This is a genomic window from Nocardia sp. GCM10030253, assembly GCF_042675075.1.
Taxonomy (GTDB): domain Bacteria; phylum Actinomycetota; class Actinomycetes; order Mycobacteriales; family Mycobacteriaceae; genus Nocardia.
In genome coordinates, this window is sequence record NZ_JBHTDL010000007.1 from 105,415 (window position 1) to 127,163 (window position 21,749).

Annotated in this window: 15 protein-coding genes; 6 read left to right on the top strand and 9 right to left on the bottom strand. The window is 65.4% G+C overall.

Annotated elements, in window-relative coordinates; translation table 11 throughout:
- Window positions 1-5: 5 nt before the first annotated feature.
- Genes ACFQZZ_RS16535 through ACFQZZ_RS16545 form a run of 3 tightly spaced genes read left to right on the top strand, consistent with a single transcriptional unit; the run spans window position 6 to window position 5,683 of the window.
- Window positions 6-1,367, top strand: a complete 1,362-nt coding sequence (locus ACFQZZ_RS16535; RefSeq protein ID WP_378680792.1) for a hypothetical protein — start codon at window positions 6-8, stop codon at window positions 1,365-1,367.
- Between the two features lie 4 nt (window positions 1,368-1,371).
- Complete coding sequence (locus ACFQZZ_RS16540) at window positions 1,372-3,330, top strand: hypothetical protein (protein WP_378680794.1); 1,959 nt, start codon at window positions 1,372-1,374, stop codon at window positions 3,328-3,330.
- Window positions 3,323-5,683, top strand: coding sequence for a WD40 repeat domain-containing protein (locus ACFQZZ_RS16545; protein WP_378680797.1), 2,361 nt, complete (start codon window positions 3,323-3,325; stop codon window positions 5,681-5,683). Before ACFQZZ_RS16540 ends, ACFQZZ_RS16545 begins: the two co-directional genes overlap by 8 nt.
- Before the next feature lie 173 nt (window positions 5,684-5,856).
- Here ACFQZZ_RS16545 and ACFQZZ_RS16550 read toward each other — a convergent pair whose 3' ends face one another.
- The 4 genes from ACFQZZ_RS16550 to ACFQZZ_RS16565 form a co-directional block, all read right to left on the bottom strand.
- Entirely contained in the window at window positions 5,857-7,230 is a 1,374-nt protein-coding gene (locus ACFQZZ_RS16550; RefSeq protein WP_378680799.1) for a DoxX family membrane protein, read from the bottom strand.
- A gap of 344 nt (window positions 7,231-7,574) precedes the next feature.
- The gene (locus ACFQZZ_RS16555; protein WP_378680801.1) at window positions 7,575-7,784 is read right to left on the bottom strand and encodes a hypothetical protein; all 210 of its coding nucleotides are present in this window, start codon (window positions 7,782-7,784) and stop codon (window positions 7,575-7,577) included.
- A 192-nt stretch (window positions 7,785-7,976) separates the two neighbouring features.
- A complete protein-coding gene (locus tag ACFQZZ_RS16560; protein WP_378680803.1) occupies window positions 7,977-8,207 on the bottom strand; it encodes a hypothetical protein in 231 nt (76 codons plus the stop codon).
- 171 nt (window positions 8,208-8,378) lie between these two features.
- Window positions 8,379-9,197 carry an RNA polymerase sigma factor SigF gene (locus ACFQZZ_RS16565; RefSeq protein ID WP_378680806.1) on the bottom strand — a complete coding sequence of 273 codons (819 nt, stop codon included), beginning with the start codon at window positions 9,195-9,197 and terminating at the stop codon, window positions 8,379-8,381.
- A gap of 307 nt (window positions 9,198-9,504) precedes the next feature.
- On the opposite strand from ACFQZZ_RS16565, the gene ACFQZZ_RS16570 reads away from it, so the two are divergent.
- Complete coding sequence (locus ACFQZZ_RS16570) at window positions 9,505-9,819, top strand: hypothetical protein (RefSeq protein ID WP_378680809.1); 315 nt, start codon at window positions 9,505-9,507, stop codon at window positions 9,817-9,819.
- A 341-nt stretch (window positions 9,820-10,160) separates the two neighbouring features.
- Window positions 10,161-11,708 (top strand): hypothetical protein, encoded by a 1,548-nt coding sequence (locus ACFQZZ_RS16575; RefSeq protein WP_378680812.1) that lies wholly within the window; start codon window positions 10,161-10,163, stop codon window positions 11,706-11,708.
- A gap of 69 nt (window positions 11,709-11,777) precedes the next feature.
- Here ACFQZZ_RS16575 and ACFQZZ_RS16580 read toward each other — a convergent pair whose 3' ends face one another.
- On the bottom strand, window positions 11,778-14,369 hold the full coding sequence (locus ACFQZZ_RS16580) for an MFS transporter (protein ID WP_378680814.1): 2,592 nt from the start codon (window positions 14,367-14,369) through the stop codon (window positions 11,778-11,780).
- A gap of 325 nt (window positions 14,370-14,694) precedes the next feature.
- Here ACFQZZ_RS16580 and ACFQZZ_RS16585 point away from each other — a divergent pair, with 325 nt between their 5' ends.
- On the top strand, window positions 14,695-15,696 hold the full coding sequence (locus ACFQZZ_RS16585; protein WP_378680817.1) for a helix-turn-helix transcriptional regulator: 1,002 nt from the start codon (window positions 14,695-14,697) through the stop codon (window positions 15,694-15,696).
- A gap of 144 nt (window positions 15,697-15,840) precedes the next feature.
- Here ACFQZZ_RS16585 and ACFQZZ_RS16590 read toward each other — a convergent pair whose 3' ends face one another.
- From ACFQZZ_RS16590 to ACFQZZ_RS16605, 4 genes are all read right to left on the bottom strand, one after another.
- Window positions 15,841-16,383 (bottom strand): hypothetical protein, encoded by a 543-nt coding sequence (locus ACFQZZ_RS16590; protein ID WP_378680820.1) that lies wholly within the window; start codon window positions 16,381-16,383, stop codon window positions 15,841-15,843.
- A 524-nt stretch (window positions 16,384-16,907) separates the two neighbouring features.
- Window positions 16,908-20,480: a cobaltochelatase subunit CobN gene (gene cobN / locus ACFQZZ_RS16595; RefSeq protein WP_378680822.1), complete on the bottom strand. Its 3,573-nt coding sequence runs from the start codon at window positions 20,478-20,480 to the stop codon at window positions 16,908-16,910.
- A gap of 183 nt (window positions 20,481-20,663) precedes the next feature.
- The gene (locus ACFQZZ_RS16600; RefSeq protein WP_378680824.1) at window positions 20,664-20,888 is read right to left on the bottom strand and encodes a hypothetical protein; all 225 of its coding nucleotides are present in this window, start codon (window positions 20,886-20,888) and stop codon (window positions 20,664-20,666) included.
- 121 nt (window positions 20,889-21,009) lie between these two features.
- Window positions 21,010-21,669 (bottom strand): TetR/AcrR family transcriptional regulator, encoded by a 660-nt coding sequence (locus ACFQZZ_RS16605; protein ID WP_378680826.1) that lies wholly within the window; start codon window positions 21,667-21,669, stop codon window positions 21,010-21,012.
- Window positions 21,670-21,749 lie beyond the last annotated feature (80 nt).

Genomic DNA, 21,749 nt, shown 5'->3' on the forward strand with positions numbered 1-21,749 from the left:
ATACGGTGCAACGGTCGATCACCCACGACGCGATCGTCGTGCTGCCGGGCATTATGGGCAGCGAACTCGTGGACGCGGCGACGGGTACGACCCTGTGGGGCCTGGCGGACGCGGGTTGGTATCTACGGGCGTGGTCCTCGCCATCCGGGCTGGATGTGTTGCGGGTCAGCGATGACGAGCGGTCTGGTCGCGTCGGACGGATCCAGCCGGGACGATTGCTGCGCTTCCCGGCCTTTGCTCCGCTGCTTCGCGGATTCGAGCCCTACACCGCCCTCATCGAGGGGCTGCGCCAGGTGGTTGCCGATCCAGCGGCGATACTGGCGTTCCCCTATGACTGGCGGCTGCCGGTCACGCACAACGCCGGGCTGCTGGCGGATGCCGCGGAGCGTCACCTGACCGCCTGGCGTTCCCACCGGAGCGGAAGCCGTTCGGCGAAACTCGTCTTGGTGGCCCATTCCATGGGTGGGCTGGTGGCCCGCTATTTCACCGGAGTGCTCGGTGGTGACAGCGAGGTCCGCACGACGATCGCCTTCGGCACCCCGTTTCGCGGGTCGGTGAAGGCGGCGCGGATCCTCGCCGAGGGGAAAGGGACTCCTATGCCGCTTCCGAACGAACGACTCCGGTCCCTCGTCTCCACCATGCCGGGTGTTCACGATCTGCTGCCGTCCTATCGCTGCGTCACCGACGGAGCGAGCGCACGGCGACTCACCCCGCTGGACGTGGCGCAGCTGGGCGGCGACAGTGAACTCGCCGAATCGAGTGCCTCACTGCACGAACGGATTTCGCGTGTCGGTGACTCGCGCCTGCGCGTCGTGGTTGGCGTGGAGCAGTCGACTCCGCAGAGCATGAGACTGGACGGCGGAGAGCTGGTGGTACAACAGTGGGCCTATCTGCCGGATCCGGATACGGGCGTGATCAGGAGTGTCGATCGGCGCGGTGACGGGACCGTCTACCGCGATGCCGCATCAGGTGGTGTCGAGCCGTTGTACCTCTCCCAGACGCACGGTGCGATGGCGTCGACGGCGGAGGCGATCAGCTACGCGCGCGCGGTAGTGACCGAACGCGCTCTGGGAGCCTGGCTGGGCACTCCACCGCTGATCGGTCTGGTTGTGCCGGACCTGGCGACCGCCGGAGTCGCATTCGAGATCATGGCCACTGCGGTGGCGGACCCGGCAGCGGTGACCTGCGTAGTGAGCAGGGCACTGGACAACAGTGTCGTGGCGGCGCCTGTCCTGATACCCGATGACAACGGCGGACTCAGCGCGAGCGTAACCCTCACCGAGCCGGACCTCTACCGTGTGGCACTACAGGGCCAAGCCTTTTCGGCGGTCACCGAGCTCATGATGGTGACGGCTCCGGACCGGTAGCACTATGAGGGACGACATCACACCGCCCACAGCCGATTTCGACATCGTGCCGGTGGCCATCGACCGGTATCGCCATCATCCGACGATCGAGGCGGAGGCAGAGGCGGAGTCGGTCGCCGAGACCGCCGGCGAATACCTCGACTGTTCGGTCTGGTCCTCGGAGCCTGCCGTCGAGCACTCCGAAACCGTTGTCAAGCAACGACTCAACGCATGGGCTGAGCGCGACGACCGTAGCGCTGTGCTGATCTGGCTCAGTCACGGTGCGGCCAACCCGCACGGTGCATGGCTGGCTACCCACGAGACTCCGCCGGTCATCACACGCAGTGGCGTGACGCCGGATGCCATCGCCGACATCGTGAACAAGCAAGCTGATCGACGCCGTAGACACAGGGGTGTGTGGGTCGTGGTCGTCGTGGAGGCGTGTGGTGCGGCGACTTTCGCTCGGCTGCTGACGAGCCGATTGCTGAGTGGGCTCACCCTCCCGGTGCCGTTCGCGGTCGTCGGCGTCGGCGGTGACCGCAGCGCGGGCAACCTCGGTGAGTTCCGCCGCTTGCTGCGCGAGGCGCTCGAGGGGACCTACACCGACAACGACGGACCGCAGATCCGAGCGCACGAGTTGATGTCGAACCTGCACAGTCGCATCGGCCACAGCGGGCCTGACACCTTCATCCACTACGAGATGCATGCGGCCGCACCGCTACGCCGCCGGGTGGTACTGAGTTCGACCGTCACCGCACCTCTGGACATCTACCGTGAGCTGCGTTCCTTCCTGGCCGATCTGCCGGAGGAGGAGGTGCAACATTTTCTGTCCAAGGCACAGGGCGCCGAACAGGGCGAGCTGGCATGGTATTTCGTCGGCCGCCACCAAGAACGCCGCCGAATAGTCACGTGGTTGAGATCGGCCATGTCGGGCATGCTCGTGATCACCGGGCGGCCCGGCGCCGGCAAATCCGCGTTACTGGCGAATATCCTGCTCCATACCGACGAGACGGTGCGAGAGTTACTGATACAGAACGGGTACCTGCCTGTTACAGCCGAAAGCGAGCTCCCACCAGGGCCTTTCGACGCGGTCATACAGCTGACAGGTTTCACCGCCGCCACTCTGGTCACGCGGCTGGCTACCACGCTCGGCCTGCCGGTGCCGGCAGGCGGTGGATGGCCAGGCACCGATGCCGATCTCCTGCTCGACGCGTTGCGCGGGCGCGCCCACCGTGTCACGGTGCTGGCCGATGCGCTTGACGAGGCACAGGAGCCGCTGGCCATAGCCGGGCTGCTGCGGCGGATCGCGGCGTTGCCGGGCGGCCGAGTCGTGGTCGGTACCAGAGCATCCACCGACGAGGATCCCGACGAGCCCGACGCCGGGCGACGCAACCTGCTCGATGCCCTGGACTGCGGAGCGGACACCGAGTTCGTACCGGTCGATCGAGACCCGGACGCGATCGAGACCTACGTCCGGCGTCGGCTCGATGCGGCCAGTGCCGCTGGTCGATTGGACCTATCGGATACGACGATCTCCGAGGTGGCTGGGCTGATCGCGGGCCGAGAACACCAGTTCCTGTTCGCGCGCTTGGCCATCCACGAGCTGTTGGCTCGCCCGACCATCCTCGAACCCGCCCGGCGCGGTGAACTGGCGGAGCTGCTGGGAGGTGATCATCGCTCGCTTTTCGCGGTCGCCGTCGATCGGCTCGTCGCACTGTCGCGCGCCTATGACCCGCTGTTGCGCGCGCTCGCTTTGGCCCACGGGCGCGGGGTTCCTCGACAGGGCAGAATCTGGATCATCATCGCCAACAGTCTCACCACGCCCGCGGGGGATCTGACCGAGTCCGATGTGGACGGCCTGCGGCAGCACGGCGCCCCGTACATCATGGTCGATGCCGAGGACGGGCAGAGTGTGTACCGCCTGGCCCATCGCACATTCAAAGAACACTTCCGGTCGCGGCACGGCCTGTCCGGTCATGGTTGACCCGACCGCACTCTCCGAGGCCGCCGAGCATCGGCGTGCGGTGGCCGCGCTCATCGCGACCATCCGATCCGATCGAGAACGGGCCAACCCGTACATCGTGAACCGGCTCAGCGCGCATGTGGCCGCATCGGGTGCGTGGGAGGACCTCGCCGCGGCGGATGACATCATCGACTGGCTGAACCCCGATGTGCTGGTCGCCGATCTGATGCGCTCCGGATTCGGTACCCACCCGCTGCCGACAAGCCTGGCCGGGCTGCTGCCGGTCCGCGCCGTGCTCGGTGCGGCAACTCCAGCCGACCGAGCGACCTTGCGAGCCATCGCGGCGGCTCGATTAACTGAGCAGCACACGTCAGTCCAGGTACCGTCGTCGGCGATGTGGGCGCTCGGGTGGACGCGGCTGGACCGCGCCCCATCGCACGTCGTCCTCGACCTCGCCGCGAAGACCCACGATCCGGACACCCTACTGTCAGAAGATTCGCGGCGCGGTTTGGCGGCTGTCGCCGCACCTGACGGGCGAGCCCTGCTCGCCTCTTTCGAAGGCAGCCGACTACGGTTCTGGGACCCGGCTACCGCCGCCCCGGTCGGCGAGCCCATTGCCTTCCGCGAGCCGATCATCGACATCGCAGCGGCAAGCGAGCCGAGCGCACGCGGTGTGCTCATCGTGGCCGCCGGCACCGATGTATGGCGGCTCAGCACGACATCCGGCCGACCGATAGGTCCATCTTCATCGCATCCTGAGCGTGTGAGCGCCATCGCCTGCGGGGAAGGCACCAACGGGCAATCCATCATGGCGACTGCCGCTGGGACTGACATTCGGCTGTGGGATGTGGCAACTGGACAACAACTTGGCGACTTGCGACCGCAGGACAGCCCGATCCGAGCTTTGGCGGTGCTACGCCGCAACGACACCCCTGCCCTAGCGGTCGCCCACCGAGATCTCGTTCGCGTCATCGACCTGAGCACCGGCAAGGCGCGGCATCGTCGATGGCGGCAGCGACAGATCGCCGTCGGCGAAGGTGACATCGAACAGATGTCGATCCTCCCGGTCGCCAGCGGTCGAGTCCTCGTGCTGGCACTGGTGACAGTCGTCAGCTTCGGGACTTTGCGAACGTATGACGCATGGACCGGGCGACTCGTGGACCAGCCGGTGTCGGAGCTGGCGACTCTCGATTTCGCCGTCGGCCTCGGGCAACTCGGAGGCCGAGCCCTGGTAGCGGTCGCCGGTCGGTTCGGGATGCTTCGGGTGCTCGACCCGGTGCGGATGGAACTGCTCGGCGCCGATCTCATTGGACACGACGGTAAAGTGCAGGCGGCCGTCCTCCTCGCACCGCGGCAAGGGCACAACCTGCTCGCGACCGTTGGAACGGACCGCACCATCAGGCTGTGGAGTCTGGAGGAAGCCCTGAGCGATCGGCCGGGATCGCAACGGCCAGTGCCGACGGTGGACATCCGACGGATCCGATTCAGAGGTGTCGCAGCCCAAATCGTGGGGACTCGAGCAATTATCGGGGCGAGGTCGACCCGCAACTTGCCGCCGCAGGTCATATCGGACGGGGAGTGGACGCACTTCGCGGGTGTGGCCGTGATTCTCGGTCGTGATGGTCGAGAGTTGGTGGCGGCCGGTACAGATCAAGGCTTTGTCCACATGTTCGATGCCGCGACCGGCGCCGCGGCTGAGCAGCCGCTGCGAGTCCTCGAAGCGTCACTGTGGCATCTGGCCCGCGTCCCCACCAGGGGCGGCGACATGATGGCCACCTACGGCGGCATCTACGGCGAGGACGGCTGGACTACAGAGGGCAGGCTGTGGAATCCACGCACCCGCCAGCGGGCCGGTTCGGACGTCGGTTTCCCTACCGAGCTGCTCGATCTCGGCGTGGGCACCGCGTTTCGGGCAGACGAACGTCGAGTCGCCGTGGCAGGACTGGCACACGGCTTCGCCTGCTGCTGGGACCTCGACACAACTCGGCCCCTCACTCGGAAGCTGCCGATACAGGTTCGTTCCGTTGCTCCGGTCGAACTGTCCAACGGTTCAACCGTTCTCGCCACGGGTGACGTGGACGGGCTGGTCCTTTTGTGGAACCCGCTGACTGGAGCGCTGATCGCGAAACTCGGCAGCCACCACGGGGTTGTCCGTGCGTTGGCAACAGTCCGGGGGCCCGACGGTGCATGTGTGGTCGTCTCCTACGGTGACGACGACACGCTTCGGGTCTGGGATCCGACCACCCGCACCGAACGCCATCGGCTCGTGCTGGGCATCGCGGTGCGGGCGCTGGCAGCCGCCGGATCGCGGGTGTTCCTAGCCGGCAACTTCGGATTGCTTGCGCTGGACCTGAATCGAGACCTTGCCCCCTGACTGTGCGGGTGGTGTCGCGGCGGACTCGGCTGGGCGCCGTTCGGCTACCTGCGGTCGGAAGGCGTTAGGAACTCCCGCCTGGTGGCCGGAGCTGTGGGGTCAGGCCAGTTGCGCAGTTCGATGTCGTCGATGATGTGTGCCAGTGCGGTGGCATGGGTTCGGACGAGGTCAGCTCAGCGGAAGTACGGGTATTCCTGGACCCAGTGGAAGCCGCGGCCGCGCAAGGGGAAGGCATCCAGGTCGACCTGTTGCAGGGCGATGCTCACCGAGCGGCCGTTCAGTTGTCCGGCCATGGCAAGGCGATCCGGTGCGGGCTGGTCGAAAGTGAAGGCGCCCAAGGGGGTCGGCTGCGCGCCGGGTGCTGTAGGTAGCAGCACCATGGCGATCGTGTGTGCGCTGGCATCGACTATGGCGATCACCGGCACCAGCGTGCCGTCCATTCGCTGGACGGTCGCATTCTGTCGATCGAAAACGACACGCTGCCAACGATTCTCATCAGTGACCAAGGCGGGGACCTGCTGGCCGTCGAGACTGAATTCTGCCACCGTCCAGATCCCGTACAGCGGTGGCTCCTTGCTGCCTGCGCCGTGGTCACGGTACGCGTCCAAGCTCGAGTACACGCCCGAGACGAGCAGCCAGATGCCAAGTGCGGCTTGTAAACCCACCGCGATCCGATTCCCACGCGCGGTGCGCAGCAGCGGGCGCCGAGTCGAGCGATCGGCGGGCCGGTCGAGCACGAGCACATTTGCCAGCCTGCGCGCCTCCGGGGCCAACAGCATCGTGCACAGCAGCATCAGGTGAAATGCCAGGATCTTGGCGGGGACGTCGTAGGTCATATTCAGCACGAACACCTGCGTTGTGCACACCAGGCTCAGCAGGGCGCCCACCGTCGTCGTTCTCGGGAGGAAGAGAAGCAGTCCGCCGAGCACTTCCGCCGTGCCGAGCAGGATCTCGTACGGCTGCGACACCCCGACCTGGCTCCACAGCACGGCCATCGGACTGAAATCCCCGTATGGCTCGAGCAGCCTGGCCAGCGCGGGCGACGGCATTTGGTTGGGGATGACTTTGGAAAGCCCGTAGACCAGCATCTCCACGGCAAGACATAGCCGGACGAAGAGCAGGAACCAACTGCTCAGCGCCGCATAGTTCGGGCGGCGCCGATCGAGAACTGTCCATATGACGGTCGCAACCACCGCGACGATCAGGATGCAGAACAGCAGCACCCACAGGAACGTCTGGTCACCACTGATCGAATCCTCATGCGCGGCAGCGTCTGTGCCGAACACATGCTCGCCGGTCCATTCGACGAGTGGACTCCACAGGCGCGCGAGCCAGAACGGCGCCGAGTCCGGCAGCAAGCGGCTTGCGAGCCCGAGGAACTCGGAGATGATCCGGGGGTACACCAGGCAGAACAGCCCGAAGTACACAAAGCAGAACCGAAATACGATGCGAACGAACGGGTTCCAACGCTGGATGCTGGCATCGGGCGACGGCTCGGCGCCTACCCGATCGGGGACCGACTCTGTACCGACCGCTACCACTCGCATCCTCACCGTCTTCGCCGCAGCCCCCGCCTGAAGGTATCGAACCAACCCCGTCCGTCTCAGGAAAACCCCGATCTCCGATCAGGATGAAGATGATGGACAGTGGCGCCACAGTCGACACCGAAGTAGTCGAAGAACCAATAGATATGCGCCCAGCCGAAACGAGCACGTCTCCCCTCCTGACCGTCGAAAGATCAAGCACTGCAGCCCCTCCAACCGCTGAGACGGTCTGCGTCATTCTCCTCGGCAAATCGCACCGCGCCCGCCCATCAAGAACACGGAATCACCTCAGGCGGGTTCCAAGGAGCTCAACCTATTCGTCGCCGTTCCGCCAAATTATCTGGCGATCACGGACTGGGTTGCGGCATATCGACGTTGCAATTACCGATCTTCGGGTTCATACCGAGATAGTTGAGCGGCCCGGCAAGGATGGTTACTGCGATGGTGCCGGTGCTGGCGCAGTTGGTCGGTGCGCTGTCGTAGTAGTGCCGTTGCGCACCAGCGACGGCGCCGACGATCAGCCACACGAACACCAGCACTGCGAACATGCTGGTCATTCTCGAACGACTACCGCCGCGCATTCTCCTGGTGCTGTTTGCGTATGTTCTCATAGCCTCTCTCCAAATAGCCGAATATCGCACTGCTGGTGCAGTTTTCGAGGCCCCCACCAAAGTCGACACGTGCTCGACGTCCAGATGTGGGCAGTGAACGGAGTCGGCGTTCGCAGACGTCGACGCAGGTTTGTCCGACTACTCGAGCCGATCCCGCCAACTCGGGTTGGTGCGAATATGCCGTGAGCCGCCAGCGTGTTCACTGAGGTCGCGGCCGAGCGGGGTGTCCTCGGGACGCGGGCGGCCGAGGAGGCGTCGGGCGGCGCCGCCGAGGGCAGGGCGCCGGGCGGCTCCGGACGATTGGCCCAGCACGGCCATTCCGATCGCGCCGATGACGATGCCCGCAATCAGGGCGATGATGGCGATCATGACGACCTCGGATCTGTTGGTTCTTCCAGTAGACGCCGCCGGTCGCATAGTGTCAACAGTGTAGGTATACACCGGTTGACTACGCCGTAGAGTCGATGGGTTCCACTCCGAGATCGGTCGGCTCCGCTCAGGCTCTTGTCGGGGGTCGAATGGGAACTCACACCTGGCTTTTCAGTCGCGTAATGCCTGCTCGCGCAACGACCTCAGCATTCTGGCCAGTATGCGCGAGACTTGCATTTGCGAGACGCCGAGAGATTCCGCGATCTGGATTTGCGGCCGAGATTCGAAGAACCGCATGATCAGCACTTGGCGATCCTGCTCGGGCAGCGCGGCAATCAGCGGTTTCACCGTAAGGCAATCCTCGACGGTGCGGAAGTCTGATTGCTCCGCGCCGAGGGTCTCCAAGAGCGACAGCGGCGCGTAATCGCTGTCGGTCGCGATGTGCGCATCGATCGAGGAGGTCTGGTAAGCGTTGCGAGCTATGAATGCCTGGGTGACCTCGACCAAGTCGGCGTCGAGCTCCTGAGCGATGTCTGCGGCGGTGGGCATGCGCCCCAGCCGCTGCGACAGCGTCTCGATCGCGGGCCCGATGGACTGCTGAATGTCCTTGAGCCGCCGCGGTACCCGTACCGACCAGGTGTGGTCGCGGAAGTGTCGACGCACTTCGCCCATGATCGTCGGCACCGCAAATGCCAGGAACGGCGCGCCATAGTCGGGGTCGAAGCGGTCGACCGCGGCCACCACGCCCACCCGTGCGGTCTGCAGTAGATCGTCGAAACTCTCGCCGCGGCCCGCGAACTTGCGGGCGATGTGCTCGGCCAACGGCAGGCATCGCCGGATCATCTCCTCCCGCAAGGAAGCTCGCCGCGGGTCTGCTACACCCAGTGCGGCGAGTTGGGCAAACAGCGGTTCGATGTTGTCGTAGCTGTCGGCGCCACGGCGCGTGCGTCGTGCGTTCGCAGGAGAAGTCAGGGTCGACTGATAGCTCATCGGTGCTGCCTCGGATCGGATCCAGATGAAAATCGACAACGGCCGGATATCCGGACACCGCAGTGCCGTAAAGGATTTGGGCCGCATCGATCGAGTTATGGGCTGAGTTGGGCCCTGTAGTCGATGGCGGATTGCCACCGCAGGCGGGCCTGCGGTGGCGAGCTGGCCAGGACCCGCATTCACGTGCGCTTTCAGTAGACGCCAACTACGACCTTGTGTCAACAGCGTAGGTCTACGATGGTGGTCTACAACGGATTTCCCTCACGACGAGGGCCTCAATGCTCGACACGAACGGAGTTGAACCACAATGGGGACCTACCTGGACTCTCCCGACCTGCCATTCAGCCTGCGCTTTCCCGCGGCCGAATCCCCGGCGGTCGCCGCCGCCGCCCGCAATTGGATCTCGCGCGGACAGGTTTTCACTGTCGCCCTGGCCGACGGCTCCGACGCGGTCGAAAACCGCTATCTGCTGGTGAATTTCGGCGCCGTGGCCTGCTTGACCGTGCACAACAGCGACATGCGAAACGACCCGGACCAACAACGCGTCACCTACGGCGCATCCCTCACCGAGGGCGGCGACCTCGCTATCGAAACCAGCGCATTGTCCGCACACACCACCTGACAACGCCCGACAGCACCGCTCCGACTCCATTCCGCGGCGCTCGACCTACTCGGTGGAGTCTGGTGGCGGTGCGACCGCCATGGGCGGTGTTATGTTGGCGAAGCCAAGTGCGCTGTTCAGCTTGTGTTGTTCCGTATCGCCGTCGGTGCCCACATCGGCGGATGGGTTTGTGCGTCACCGTCAGGTTCGAGCGCAATACCGATCGCGAGGACAGGAGCACGGTTGTGAGCAAGCCTCGATATTTCCGGGCGAGGACGGCAGTGATCGCAGTGGCAGTAGCGGCGGCGTTTGTTCTGCCCGGATGTAGCGACGACTCGTCGGACACGAAGAACACTTCGAGTGTGGATGGGCAGACCGGTGACGGGCCGCCGAGGAACCCGAAGCTGGCCGCGGAGAAATACGCGGTCACTCATCTGGACTCCGGCCAGTCCGACAGCTTCCCTGATCCGGTGCCGCGCGGCACCTTCCGAATCGATCCGAAGCAGATGCCGCAGGTGGTGACCGGGCCGGTCAACATCATCACGCTGGCGGCGACGGACTCGAAATACCGGTGGATCTCCTCGACCTCGGGTGTTCGGTATGTCGATGTATCCGACGGTGGGTTCCGTCAGGTTGCTTCGATGGATACACCCGGTATCCAGCCGATTCCGCCGCAAGCGCTGGACAAGGTGCTGGATCAGAACTTCACCGACGTCGGTCAGATCGAAACGGCCATTCGCGATGACTGGGGCGCAGCGAATTGGCAGCGGATCGCCAACGGTATCTACAGCCTGGTGGACAAGGACAACCGCGTCTACTACGTCACCCAGAACTCCGAGATCGTCGTCTTCGGGTTGAAAAACAAGGACAAGCCCGAGGACGGCATCGAGATCGTCAGCCAGCTGGACTTCAAGCCGTGGCTGGGCAAGGGGACGACCACGCTCGGCGTTCCGGAGAACATCGTCGGCGTCAACCTGACCTATGACGGACAGCTGACCGTGCTGGCCTCGCGCGCGATCTTTGTCATCGACCGCACCCTCGCGGGTGAGCCGCAGCAGGTGCGGTTCGGAGACGACGAGACCGTCTCCAATTCGATGGCGATCGACGACAATGGCGGCATCTATGCCGCTTCGGACAAGATCATGCGCAAGGTGGTGTGGACTGGCAGCAAACTGTCGACCGACGAAAACGACGGCGCCTGGTCCTCCCCCTATGACTTCGGCCGCCAGCCTCCTGCGGTGAAGTTCGGTATCGGCACCGGCTCCACGCCGACGCTGATGGGTTTCGGCAAGGACGCGGACCAACTCGTGGTGATCACCGACGGTGCTGACCATATGAAGTTGGTTGCGTTCTGGCGCAACAAGATTCCCGACGGATTCAGGCAGAAGCCGGGCGCGAAATCCAATCGCATCGCCGACCAGATCGAAGTGACCGCCGGTCTTTCCGACCCCAAGCCGGAGTTCATCCAGAGCGAGCAATCGGTCGTCGTCACCGGCTATGGCGCGTTCGTGGTTCAGAACATCGGATCCGAAGGCACCCCCGACCGGCTGGTCGATGTGATCGCCAACGGACCGGTCTTCCAGCCTCCGCACGGCATGCAACGGTTCGAATGGGACCCGAGCGGCGACAAGTGGACCTCGTCATGGACCCGCGGCGACGTCGTCTCCACCTCGATGGTGCCCGCGGTTTCCAGCACGTCCGGGATCGTCTTCGTCAACGGCTACAGCGAGGCCGACGGCTGGGAGGTTACCGGGCTGGACTGGAAGACCGGAGAAACCGTGCACCGCACCATCTTCGGTCAATCCAATCTCGGCAACGGCGCCTACGCGATCATCGAAGCCTTGCCCAACGGCGACCTGCTGTTCAACAGCATCGGCGGCCCGTTCCGCGCCAAGATCGCCGATAAGTAGTGCGGGAAGTGGGTGGGGCAAGGCGCGGCGGCCCGGCCCCGGTCGGTCACTGACGCGCCGTCGAATCACTCAGCGCTGGCTCGCCGAATCATCCATTCCATAGCCGAGTTTCACATCATGCACGACTTCCCCACCCACCACCGTGACTCGGCTGGACACCGGCGGATAGCCGCGGGCCACGACCGTGTATTGGCCCTCGGCCAGATCGCTGACGACGTAGCGTCCGTTCTCGTCGGTGCGGGCCGTTGCGGTCAGGTCGCCCTCGGCATCCAAGACGGTGATCTGGACGTCCGGAACGAAGCGGTCGCCGTCGGACCATGCCGATCCGGCGAGCACTGCCATCGGAGCCAAGTCGATGTCCTGGCGCAGCAGGCCGCTGTCGGGCACGGTGAGCGTGGTGGCGTTCGGGCGCATGTGATCCGCGACGGCCACCAGGGTGTAGGTGCCGGAGACCACGCCGTGGCAGACATAGACGCCGTCGCCTGCCGTGATGGCGGCGCCGACGACCTCGCCCCGCATGTCGGTCAGCGTGACTGTCGCGCCTGCCAGCGGTTCACCGCGCCGGGCCGATCGCACTACACCTGACAGCTCGCCGGAACCCATGAGCGTCAGGTCCAGCTGCAGGGTCCGGTGACCGATGACCACACTGACCGCCTCCGGCTGATGCCCGGTCGCGGACGCTATCAAGACATAATTGCCTCCGGCTGGGACGCCGATGACGTAGCCGCCGTGGAGATCTCCGGTCGCCCGCGACACCTGGTGCCCCCGCTGGTCGATCAGGGTCAGCGCGGCGCCTGGCACCGGACGGCCGTCCTCGTGCCGGATGCGGCCACGGATCGATCGACGGTCGGGTTCAGCGAATTCCGTCGAATCCCTTTCCGCCATTGCCGTTCCCGCCGGCTTCACCGCAACCTGGTACACACCGTTGCCCTGATGGTCGACCGACAAGTGCGCACCGGCGACGAGCACCGGCGTGGGCTTGGACAATGCCTGCGCGGCACCTTCCCAGACCTGTGACTCCTCCCAGGTCGAGTCGAGGGCGACGAGATCAGCATCCTCCGGCGCCGCATACCCTGCCTCCAGTACCGGATCGTCCTGCAGCGGAATCTCCTTCATGAACATCAGCACCACCGCGCCGAGCAGCGCCACCGCGGCGCACACGTAGAACACGCCCGACATGGAACTGGTGAACCCGGTCAGAATCGGTACCCGCAGTTCCTCCGGCAGGTCCGCGATCCCGCTGGTGTTGCTCTGCATGCTGCTGAGCGCGGCGGCGTCGAATCCGTCCGGCAGCTGCCCGCCGAACGCGTCGGTGATCTGGTGCGGCAGCAGATTGAACAGAATCGTCAGGAAGACCGCGACCCCCAGTGTCCCGCCCATCTGCCGGAAGAAGGTCGCCGCCGCGGTGGACACACCCATATCCGAACGTGGACCCGCGTTTTGCGCCGCAATGATCAGCGTCTGCATACAGCCACCGAGCCCGACACCGATGATCCCGGCGTACACCAGCGGCTGCCACAGGGGGCTGTCGTAGAGCACTCGCGCATGCAGTGCCGCACCGACCGCCATCACCAAGGATCCCAGCACGGGCAGCACTTTGTAATGGCCGGTGGCTTTGGTGATCTGCCCGGCCACTTGCGAGCCGATCATGATGCCGAGCACCAGTGGCAGCATCAACAGACCCGAGTTCGTCGGCGAGTAGCCGCGCACCACCTGGAAGTACTGCGGCACCATCACGATCGCGCCGAACATCGCGATACCGACGATGAAGCCGCCGACAATGGCAACGCTGAAGGTCGAATTCCTGAACAGGCGCAACGGGATCAGCGCCGCGTCCTTCATCAAGAACTCGATGAATACGAACAGCACCAACCCGCCCGCACCCACGCCGTAACAGATCAGCGCACGGTCGGAGCTCCATCCCCAGTCGCGGCCTTGTTCGGCGACGATCAGCAGCGGCACCACGCAGATCGTCAGTGCCAGCGCACCGAACCAGTCGATCCGGTGATTCTGGCGCTGATGCGGCACATTGAGCACCTTGGCGACGACGCCGAGCGCGAGCACGCCGATCGGCACGTTCACCAGGAACACCCAGCGCCAGCCCTCCAGACCCCACAGATTGTCGTAATTGGAGAAGAAACCGCCGAGCACCGGGCCGAGCACCGTGGCTGAACCGAAGACCATCATGAAATAGCCCTGGTAACGCACACGTTCGCGGGCAGGCACGATGTCGCCGATGATGGTGAAGGCCAGCGACATCAACCCGCCGGCACCCAGTCCCTGGAAGGCACGGAATCCCGCGAGTTCGTACATCGACGTCGCGAAGGTGCAGGCGATCGAACCGATGACGAACAGGCCGATGGCCGTGAGATAGAACGGCTTCCGCCCATAGATGTCGGCCAGCTTGCCGTACAGCGGCGTGGTGATGGTTGCGGTGATCAGGTATGCCGTTGTCGCCCACGCCTGCTCGTCGAATCCGTGCAGACTGTTCGAGATCTTTACGATCGCGACGCTCACGATGTTCTGGTCGAGAGCCGCCAGAAAAATGCCGAGCAGCAGGCCGGACAGGATGGTCAGGATCTGCCGGTGTGACAGTGACGCGCCCTCGCCTGCGTCCAGGCCCGGCGGCGTTGCCGGTGCCTGGGTCGTGGAATTCGTCATGTATTGAGCCCTAATTCTGATCGGCTAGCTGCGGTGGGGTGTCTGGAAACCTGTGCACGACACTCGACGAGGCCATGCGCCTGGAGATCTCGGCATGCAGTAGCTCGGCGAGCTTTACCGGTGCACTGCGGCCCGTCGTCGACGAGGCAGAGCAGCACGGTGAGGCCGGCAACGATCCGTCCGGCCAGACTTCATTAGCACCTGAAACTAGTTGCGACCGCACACTATACAGACGACCGCGCTGTGCTCTACAGCGGATCACCTACACCTCCGCATGGGCGAAGGGGTGACCCGAGGCGGTCGACAATGCTGAGATCATCGGAGGATGCTGGAAACTTCCGCCCGATTGCTGCGGCTGCTGTCGCTGTTGCAGCTGCATCGGGATTGGACCGGGCCCGCGTTGGCCGAGCGACTCGGGGTGTCGACGAGGACCATTCGTACCGACGTCGAGCGGTTGCGCACACTGGGTTATCCCGTGGATGCGACTCCTGGGGCCGCTGGCGGGTACCGGCTCGGGGTCGGGGCGGCGTTGCCTCCGTTGCTGCTCGACGATGACGAGGCGGTCGCTGTCGCCGTTGGGCTGGCCACTGCCGCCAATGGTGCGGTGACCGGTATCGAGGAAACCTCGGTACGGGCGTTGGCCAAACTGCAGCAGGTTCTGCCTTCGCGGCTGCGGCACCGCGTTGCGGCGCTGACTGCCGCGACGATCCATGTACCCGGCTCCGGACGTCCGACTGTCGACGCTGCGGTGCTTACCACCATCGCCACGGCTGTCCGTGCGAGCGAACGGCTTCGGTTCGACTATCAAAGCTATTCCGGCGCACAGTCACAGCACTCCCCTGGCCCGCGTAGCTCGGCAGAAGCCCCTTCCCGCCGCGACGTGGAGCCGCATCGACTGGTGCATTGGCGCGGACATTGGTATCTGGTCGCTTGGGATGTCGATCGCGGTGACTGGCGCACCTTCCGGGCCGATCGCATGACCCCGCGCGTACCCAACGGTCCCCGCTTCACCCCGAGGGAAGTGCCCGAAGCCGAAGTGGCCGAACGGGTTCAACGCGGGGTGGGTGCGGCGACCTGGCGTTATCGGGCTCGCGTCCGAGTCGCCGCACCCGCCGCCGAGGTGCGTACCAGAATGCCCGCCGCGGTCACCGTCGATCCCGACGGCCCGAAACACTGTGTAGTCCATGTCGGTTCGGACACGCCCCACATGCTGACCCTCTATCTGGGGCTGCTCGACGTCGACTTCGAGGTCCTGGACGCCCCTGAACTTGCCGCACACCTGCGCGCCACCGCCGAGCGATTCCGAAAAGCGGCGGGCGACATATGAAATCGATCAGACCTGCCACCACCAATCAGCGGCAGGCCTCGAATGATCCCCCAGGCCAGCAATTTCGACATGGCAATCCGGCCGCACCGGCAATACTCCGATCGCGGCCGAACTACCGATTATGCGTTTCCTCTCTGGCGCCGCTTACTGATTCGCGCCGATGATTCCACCGATAATGCCGCCGACCACGCAGCCGACGACAGCGCCGACGAGGATGAACCACACACCGATGAGGACGCCGATGGCACAGCCGATCAGCACGCCCGCGACCGTCGTTCCCGCATCACCGATAGCCTGCAGGGCAATGGATTCCGGCGAGTTGGCGGCGCCGGGGACCGGGCCGTTGACCGGGGTGAGAGTCAGCTCGGTACCGGTGCTGTTCAGCACCGGAGTGACCGCGAGCTGTTGACCGGTCTGCATCTGGAGCGTCGTCGGGATCGTGCCGATCACCGCGCCGTCGGCCGCCGTGACGGTGACCGCGTCCGGTGCCAGCGAGAACGTTCCGGACGCCAGCGTGACCGTAGCGCTCGAGTGGTCGGGCGCCAGTGCCGTCGTGTACGCGACCGAGCCGTCCACTCCGCTGATGGTGGTGCCCGTCAGCCCTGCTTCACCGTGTGCGGTGACAGTGGCAATGCCGGTGGCGGCGATCGCCATGATCGCGGTCGCCACCAATTTTCTGATCATCATAAGACTTTCCAATCAACCTGCCGATTCGATTGGCGTTTCCCCGGAAACGGCCATTGGACATCAATAATCATGCGCCCTTGACATGGCAGCTGTCGAGAGAATCAGAGCGACGAATTCCATTGCAAGATCATGTAATTCGATTACCCAGTAATTGGGGGGTTGATTTCCATTGGCATTTCGAACACACTTCGGTCTCCAGAGAGGGTCGATGTAGCGGGTCGGAGCCACCTCCCGAGCCCCGCATCGGGCCGCTCCAGCAGCCACTCAGCAATGCCATGGCAGGACCCACTTGCCGTTGTAGGCCGCGATATCGCACCGAGCGCCGCCGAAAGGATAGCTCTCCGTTAACCATTCGCTCCTGCCACGGCCTGGCAATGGCACGCGACATCGCCCCCTCGGCCGCAGACACGATCGACCCACCCGCTGGTGGAAGCGGATCGACCCATGCGACCTACGACTGCGACCCGCCGAAGTCTCGCACTTCGGCGCGTCGCACCTAGAAACATCAGCCGCCCCGAAAGGAGCTACTCGAGTTCGCCCTCGGTCTCGAGGTAGACCTGCCGCAGCCGGTCGAGGGTGGCCTGTTCCGGCTTCTCCCAGAGGTCGCGCTCGGCAGCCTCCAGCAGTCGCTCGGCAATGCCGTGCAATGCCCACGGGTTCGACTGCTCCATGAATTTCCGGTTTACATCGTCGAAAACGTAACTCTCCGCGAGCTTTTCGTACATCCAGTCGGCAACCACATTGGTGGTGGCGTCGTAGCCGAAGAGGTAGTCGACAGTGGCGGCCATTTCGAATGCGCCCTTGTAACCGTGGCGGCGCATCGCCTCCAGCCAGCGCGGGTTCACCACGCGGGCACGGAAGACACGGGACGTCTCCTCCGAGAGCGTCCGGGTGCGCACCGCGTCGGGACGGGTGCTGTCGCCGATGTAGGCCTCGGGGTTCTTGCCCGTCAGCGCGCGCACAGTGGCGACCATGCCGCCGTGGTACTGGAAGTAGTCGTCGGAGTCGGCGATGTCGTGTTCGCGGGTGTCGGTGTTCTTGGCGGCCACCGTAATCCGCCGGTAGGCGGTGCGCATGTCGTCGGCGGCGGGCGCGCCGTCGAGGTCACGGCCGTAGGCGAAGCCGCCCCATGCGGTGTACACCTGCGCGAGGTCGTCGTCGGTACGCCAACTCTTCGAGTCGATCAACTGCAGGATGCCCGCGCCGTAGGTCCCCGGCTTGGAACCGAAGATACGGGTGGTGGCGCGGCGCTGGTCGCCGTGCCCGGCGAGGTCCGACTGCGCGTGCGCGCGAACATAATTCGACTCCAGTGGCTCGTCCAGCTCGGCAACCAGTCGGACCGCGTCATCCAGCAACGCCAGCACATGCGGGAACGCATCGCGGAAGAATCCGCTGATACGCACGGTGACGTCGATGCGCGGGCGCGCGAGCTCCTCCAGCGCGATGACCTCCAACGTGGTGACGCGGCGGCTGGCCTCATCCCACACCGGCCGGACTCCGAGCAGCGCGAGGACCTCGGCGATGTCGTCGCCGGAGGTGCGCATCGCCGAGGTACCCCACACCGAAAGCCCCACCGAACGCGGGTATTCGCCGTGGTCGGCCCGGTACCGGTCCAGCAGCGAATCCGCCATGGCCTGACCGGTTTCCCAGGCCAGTCGCGACGGCACCGCCTTCGGATCCACGGAGTAGAAGTTGCGGCCGGTCGGCAACACGTTGATCAACCCACGCAGCGGCGAACCGCTCGGGCCCGCCGGGATGAACCCGCCGTTGAGTGCATGCAGGACCCGGTCGATCTCGATGCCGGTCTGGCGCAGCCGTGGCACCACCTCGGTCGCGGCGAACCGCAGTACCTGCCGTACCGCGGGGTTCTCGGTGATCGTGTCCACCGCCTCGGCGGACCAGTCGGTCGCCTGCAACGCGGAGACCAGTTCGCGCGCTTGGGCTTCCACTCGGTCGACGCGCTCGCGGGCTTCGGTTCCGGACTCGTCGAGTCCGAGCGCCTCGCGCAGGCCGGGTACATTCCGTTCGCCGCCCCACAGCTGACGCGCGCGCAGCATAGCGAGCACCAGGTCGAGTTCGCTCTCCCCGGTGGGCGCCTGGCCCAGAATGTGCAGGCCGTCGCGGATCTGCACGTCCTTGATCTCGCAGAGCCAGCCGTCGACATGCAGCAGCATGTCGTCGAAAACATCCTCTTCCGGGCGTTCGGCCAACCCGAGATCGTGGTCCATCTTCGCCGCGCGCATCAGCGTCCAGATCTGCTGACGGATCGCGGGCAGTTTGGCCGGGTCGAGGGTGGAGATATTGGCGTGCTCGTCGAGCAGCTGCTCCAAACGCGAGATGTCGCCGTAGCTTTCGGCGCGCGCCATCGGCGGGATCAGATGATCGACCAGGGTGGCGTGCGCGCGGCGCTTGGCCTGCGTGCCCTCACCGGGGTCGTTGACCAGGAACGGATAGATCAGCGGCAGCTCGCCGAGCGCGGCGTCGGTGCCGCAGGAGGCGGACATGCCGAGGGTCTTGCCGGGCAGCCACTCCAGGTTCCCGTGCTTACCCAGATGCACCATGGCGTCGGCGGCGAAACCGTCCGGCGCGGCGATCCAGCGGTAGGCCGCGAGATAGTGGTGGCTGGGCGGCAGGTCCGGGTCGTGGTAGATGGCGACCGGGTTCTCGCCGAAACCGCGCGGCGGCTGCACCATCAGTACTACGTTGCCGAAACGCATTGCGGCAATGACGATTTCGCCGTCGGGATCGGCGGAGCGGTCGACGTACAGCTCACCGGGCGGTGGGCCCCACGCCTCGATCACCGCCTGACGCAGGTCGTCCGGCAGGGTGTCGAACCACGCCGAATACCGCGTCGCGCTGATCCGGATCGGGTTGCCCTCGAGCTGCTCGGCGGTGAGCCAGTCGGGATCCTGACCACCCGCGGCGATGAGCGCGTGAATCAGCGCGTCGCCATCGCGCTCCTCGAGCCCGGGCACCTCACCCGCCGCACCGAGATCGTAACCGGCCGACCGCATCTCGGTGAGCAGCCGGATCGCGCTCGCCGGGGTGTCCAGGCCGACCGCATTGCCGATGCGGGCGTGCTTGGTCGGATAGGCCGACATCATGAGCGCGACGCGACGCTGTTCGGCCGGAATATGGCGCAGCCGCGCGTGCCGCACCGCGATCCCGGCCACTCGCGCCGCGCGCTCCGGGTCCGGCACGTAGGTGGACAGGCCGTCGGCGTCGAACTCCTTGAACGAGAACGGCACCGTGATGATCCGGCCGTCGAACTCCGGCACCGCAACCTGGGTGGCGACATCGAGCGGCGAGAGCCCGTCGTCGTTGGCTTCCCATTGCGCGCGTCCGCTGGTCAGGCACAAGCCCTGGAGGATGGGCACATCCAGCTCGGCCAATGCCGCGACATCCCACGCCTCGTCGTCGCCGCCGGCCGACGCGGTCGCAGGCTTGGACCCGCCCGCGGCGAGCACTGTCACCACCAGTGCGTCGGCCTGCCGGAGCGTGTCGAGCAGTTCGGGTTCGGCGGTGCGCAGCGATGCACAGTAGAGCGGCAACGGCCGCGCCCCGGCGTTTTCGATTGCGGCGCACAGCGCGTCGATGTATCCGGTGTTACCCGCGAGATGCTGCGCGCGATAGTAGATGACCGCGACGGTCGGTCCGTCGACTGTCGCCGCGGTGCGCTCCAGCGTGCCCCAACTCGGCAACTGCACCGGCGGCTCGAAGCCATGCCCGGTCAGCAGCACCGTGTCCGACAAGAAGTTGTGCAACTGACGCAGGTTCGCCGCACCGCCGGCCGCAAGGTAGTTGTGCGCATCAGCGGCGACACCACCGGGCACCGTCGAGCACTCCATCAGCTCGGCGTCCGGCGCCAACTCACCACCGAGGGCCACCATCGGCACTCCGCTGGCGCGAACGGCTTCCAGGCCCTCTTCCCAGGCCCGCTTACCGCCGAGGATCCGCACGATCACCAGATCGGCGCCATCGAGCAGCGCGGGCAGATCCTCGACCAGCAACCGAGCGGGGTTCCCCCACCGATAATCCGCGCCGCTCGCGCGCGCGCTCAATAGATCGGTATCGGACGTGGACAGCAGCAAAATCACAGGTGACGGCCTTCCTCGGGTGACGCGCCCATCGGGTTCGTTGCTCGCCGGAGAGGGTCTGGCTTATGACAGTGGCGCGACCGCACCGGACTTTCACCGGTTTCCTCGTCGCCCGCCGAGCATCCAGATGCTACCTGCCACGCCGAACCGCACCGGCCACGTGCCCGTCCGCGCTCCCCTCGCCTACAGACGCGGGTCGAAGACCAGCCGGAAGTCGGTCAGGGACTTCTGATCTCCGACGGCACTGAACTCCCTGCCCGGCAGTTCATTGACCGGCAACCCGGCTTGCTCGGCGATCAGGGCCGCGGGCACCCACATCGGGTCCCGCGCCGAATGCCACGGTGTATCTAACTGCGCACGATCCCCGAACACAAGAATCACGCGAACCTGAACGCGATCGGACGCCATAGATCCAATGATGAACGTCCGAGAGCGCCGCCAGGTAACAATGGTTGCTCGTCTGCAGCACACCACTCCGAAATCGCGGGCCGTTCACACACCACGATCGTCTTCACTCGCAGCCGCGCGGCTACCTGGTTGCGGCACGGGCGGCGAGGAAGTCGTCGACGATGCGGGCAAAGTCGGCTGGTGTGGTGTGCCGAAGTCCGGTGAGTCTGGCGAAGACGATCGGACCGACGAGTTGGGCCTGCGCGAGGGACAGGTCGAATTGGCCCAGCTGCGCACGGACCTCACGGCTGTCGAGCAGTTCGTCGAACGGCTGCCGGTAGATCTCGATAAGGCGTTGCCGCAGGGAGGTGACGGCGGGTCCGGCGTCGGTGTCGGGGCGATCGGTGCCCAAGGCCAGCCACGCGAGCGTGGTCAGGTGCAGGGGTGCTTCGTTGATGATCGCGGCTTGCCGGTCGAGCAGCTCGATCAGGCGATCGCGCAGTGATCCGGTTGCGGGAGGCGCGATGACCTGCGGGATCAGGCGCTCGAAGGTGGCGGCGCGCAGGTCCATGGCGTTGTCGAAGTGTCGGTACAGCGTGGTCTTGGCGACCTTGGATGCCCGGGTGACCGCCTCGATGGTGACGGCTTCGACGCCACCGGATTTCAGCAATGCGGTCGCGGCGTCCAGCAGCCGGGCCCTCGACCGCAGCTTACGGGGATCGATCGCGTCGGGTTCGGCTTCGGCGGCATCGCGAGAGTGGTTGCGCGGCAACGAGTCGTCGGCCGATCCGGTCGATGTCATGGTCCAAGCATTCCCTGTTTGCCGAAGCCTATCGCCACGCACTCCACTTATGCTACTCATAGTAGCGCAGCGATACTGTT

Coding starts and splice junctions, on each gene's coding strand:
- ACFQZZ_RS16540 (WP_378680794.1), top strand. CDS start 1,372: ATGAGGGACGACATCACACCGCCCACAGCCGATTTCGACATCGTGCCG.
- ACFQZZ_RS16545 (WP_378680797.1), top strand. CDS start 3,323: ATGGTTGACCCGACCGCACTCTCCGAGGCCGCCGAGCATCGGCGTGCG.
- ACFQZZ_RS16550 (WP_378680799.1), bottom strand. CDS start 7,230: ATGCGAGTGGTAGCGGTCGGTACAGAGTCGGTCCCCGATCGGGTAGGC.
- ACFQZZ_RS16555 (WP_378680801.1), bottom strand. CDS start 7,784: ATGACCAGCATGTTCGCAGTGCTGGTGTTCGTGTGGCTGATCGTCGGC.
- ACFQZZ_RS16560 (WP_378680803.1), bottom strand. CDS start 8,207: ATGATCGCCATCATCGCCCTGATTGCGGGCATCGTCATCGGCGCGATC.
- ACFQZZ_RS16565 (WP_378680806.1), bottom strand. CDS start 9,197: ATGAGCTATCAGTCGACCCTGACTTCTCCTGCGAACGCACGACGCACG.
- ACFQZZ_RS16570 (WP_378680809.1), top strand. CDS start 9,505: ATGGGGACCTACCTGGACTCTCCCGACCTGCCATTCAGCCTGCGCTTT.
- ACFQZZ_RS16580 (WP_378680814.1), bottom strand. CDS start 14,369: ATGACGAATTCCACGACCCAGGCACCGGCAACGCCGCCGGGCCTGGAC.
- ACFQZZ_RS16585 (WP_378680817.1), top strand. CDS start 14,695: ATGCTGGAAACTTCCGCCCGATTGCTGCGGCTGCTGTCGCTGTTGCAG.
- ACFQZZ_RS16590 (WP_378680820.1), bottom strand. CDS start 16,383: ATGATGATCAGAAAATTGGTGGCGACCGCGATCATGGCGATCGCCGCC.
- ACFQZZ_RS16600 (WP_378680824.1), bottom strand. CDS start 20,888: ATGGCGTCCGATCGCGTTCAGGTTCGCGTGATTCTTGTGTTCGGGGAT.
- ACFQZZ_RS16605 (WP_378680826.1), bottom strand. CDS start 21,669: ATGACATCGACCGGATCGGCCGACGACTCGTTGCCGCGCAACCACTCT.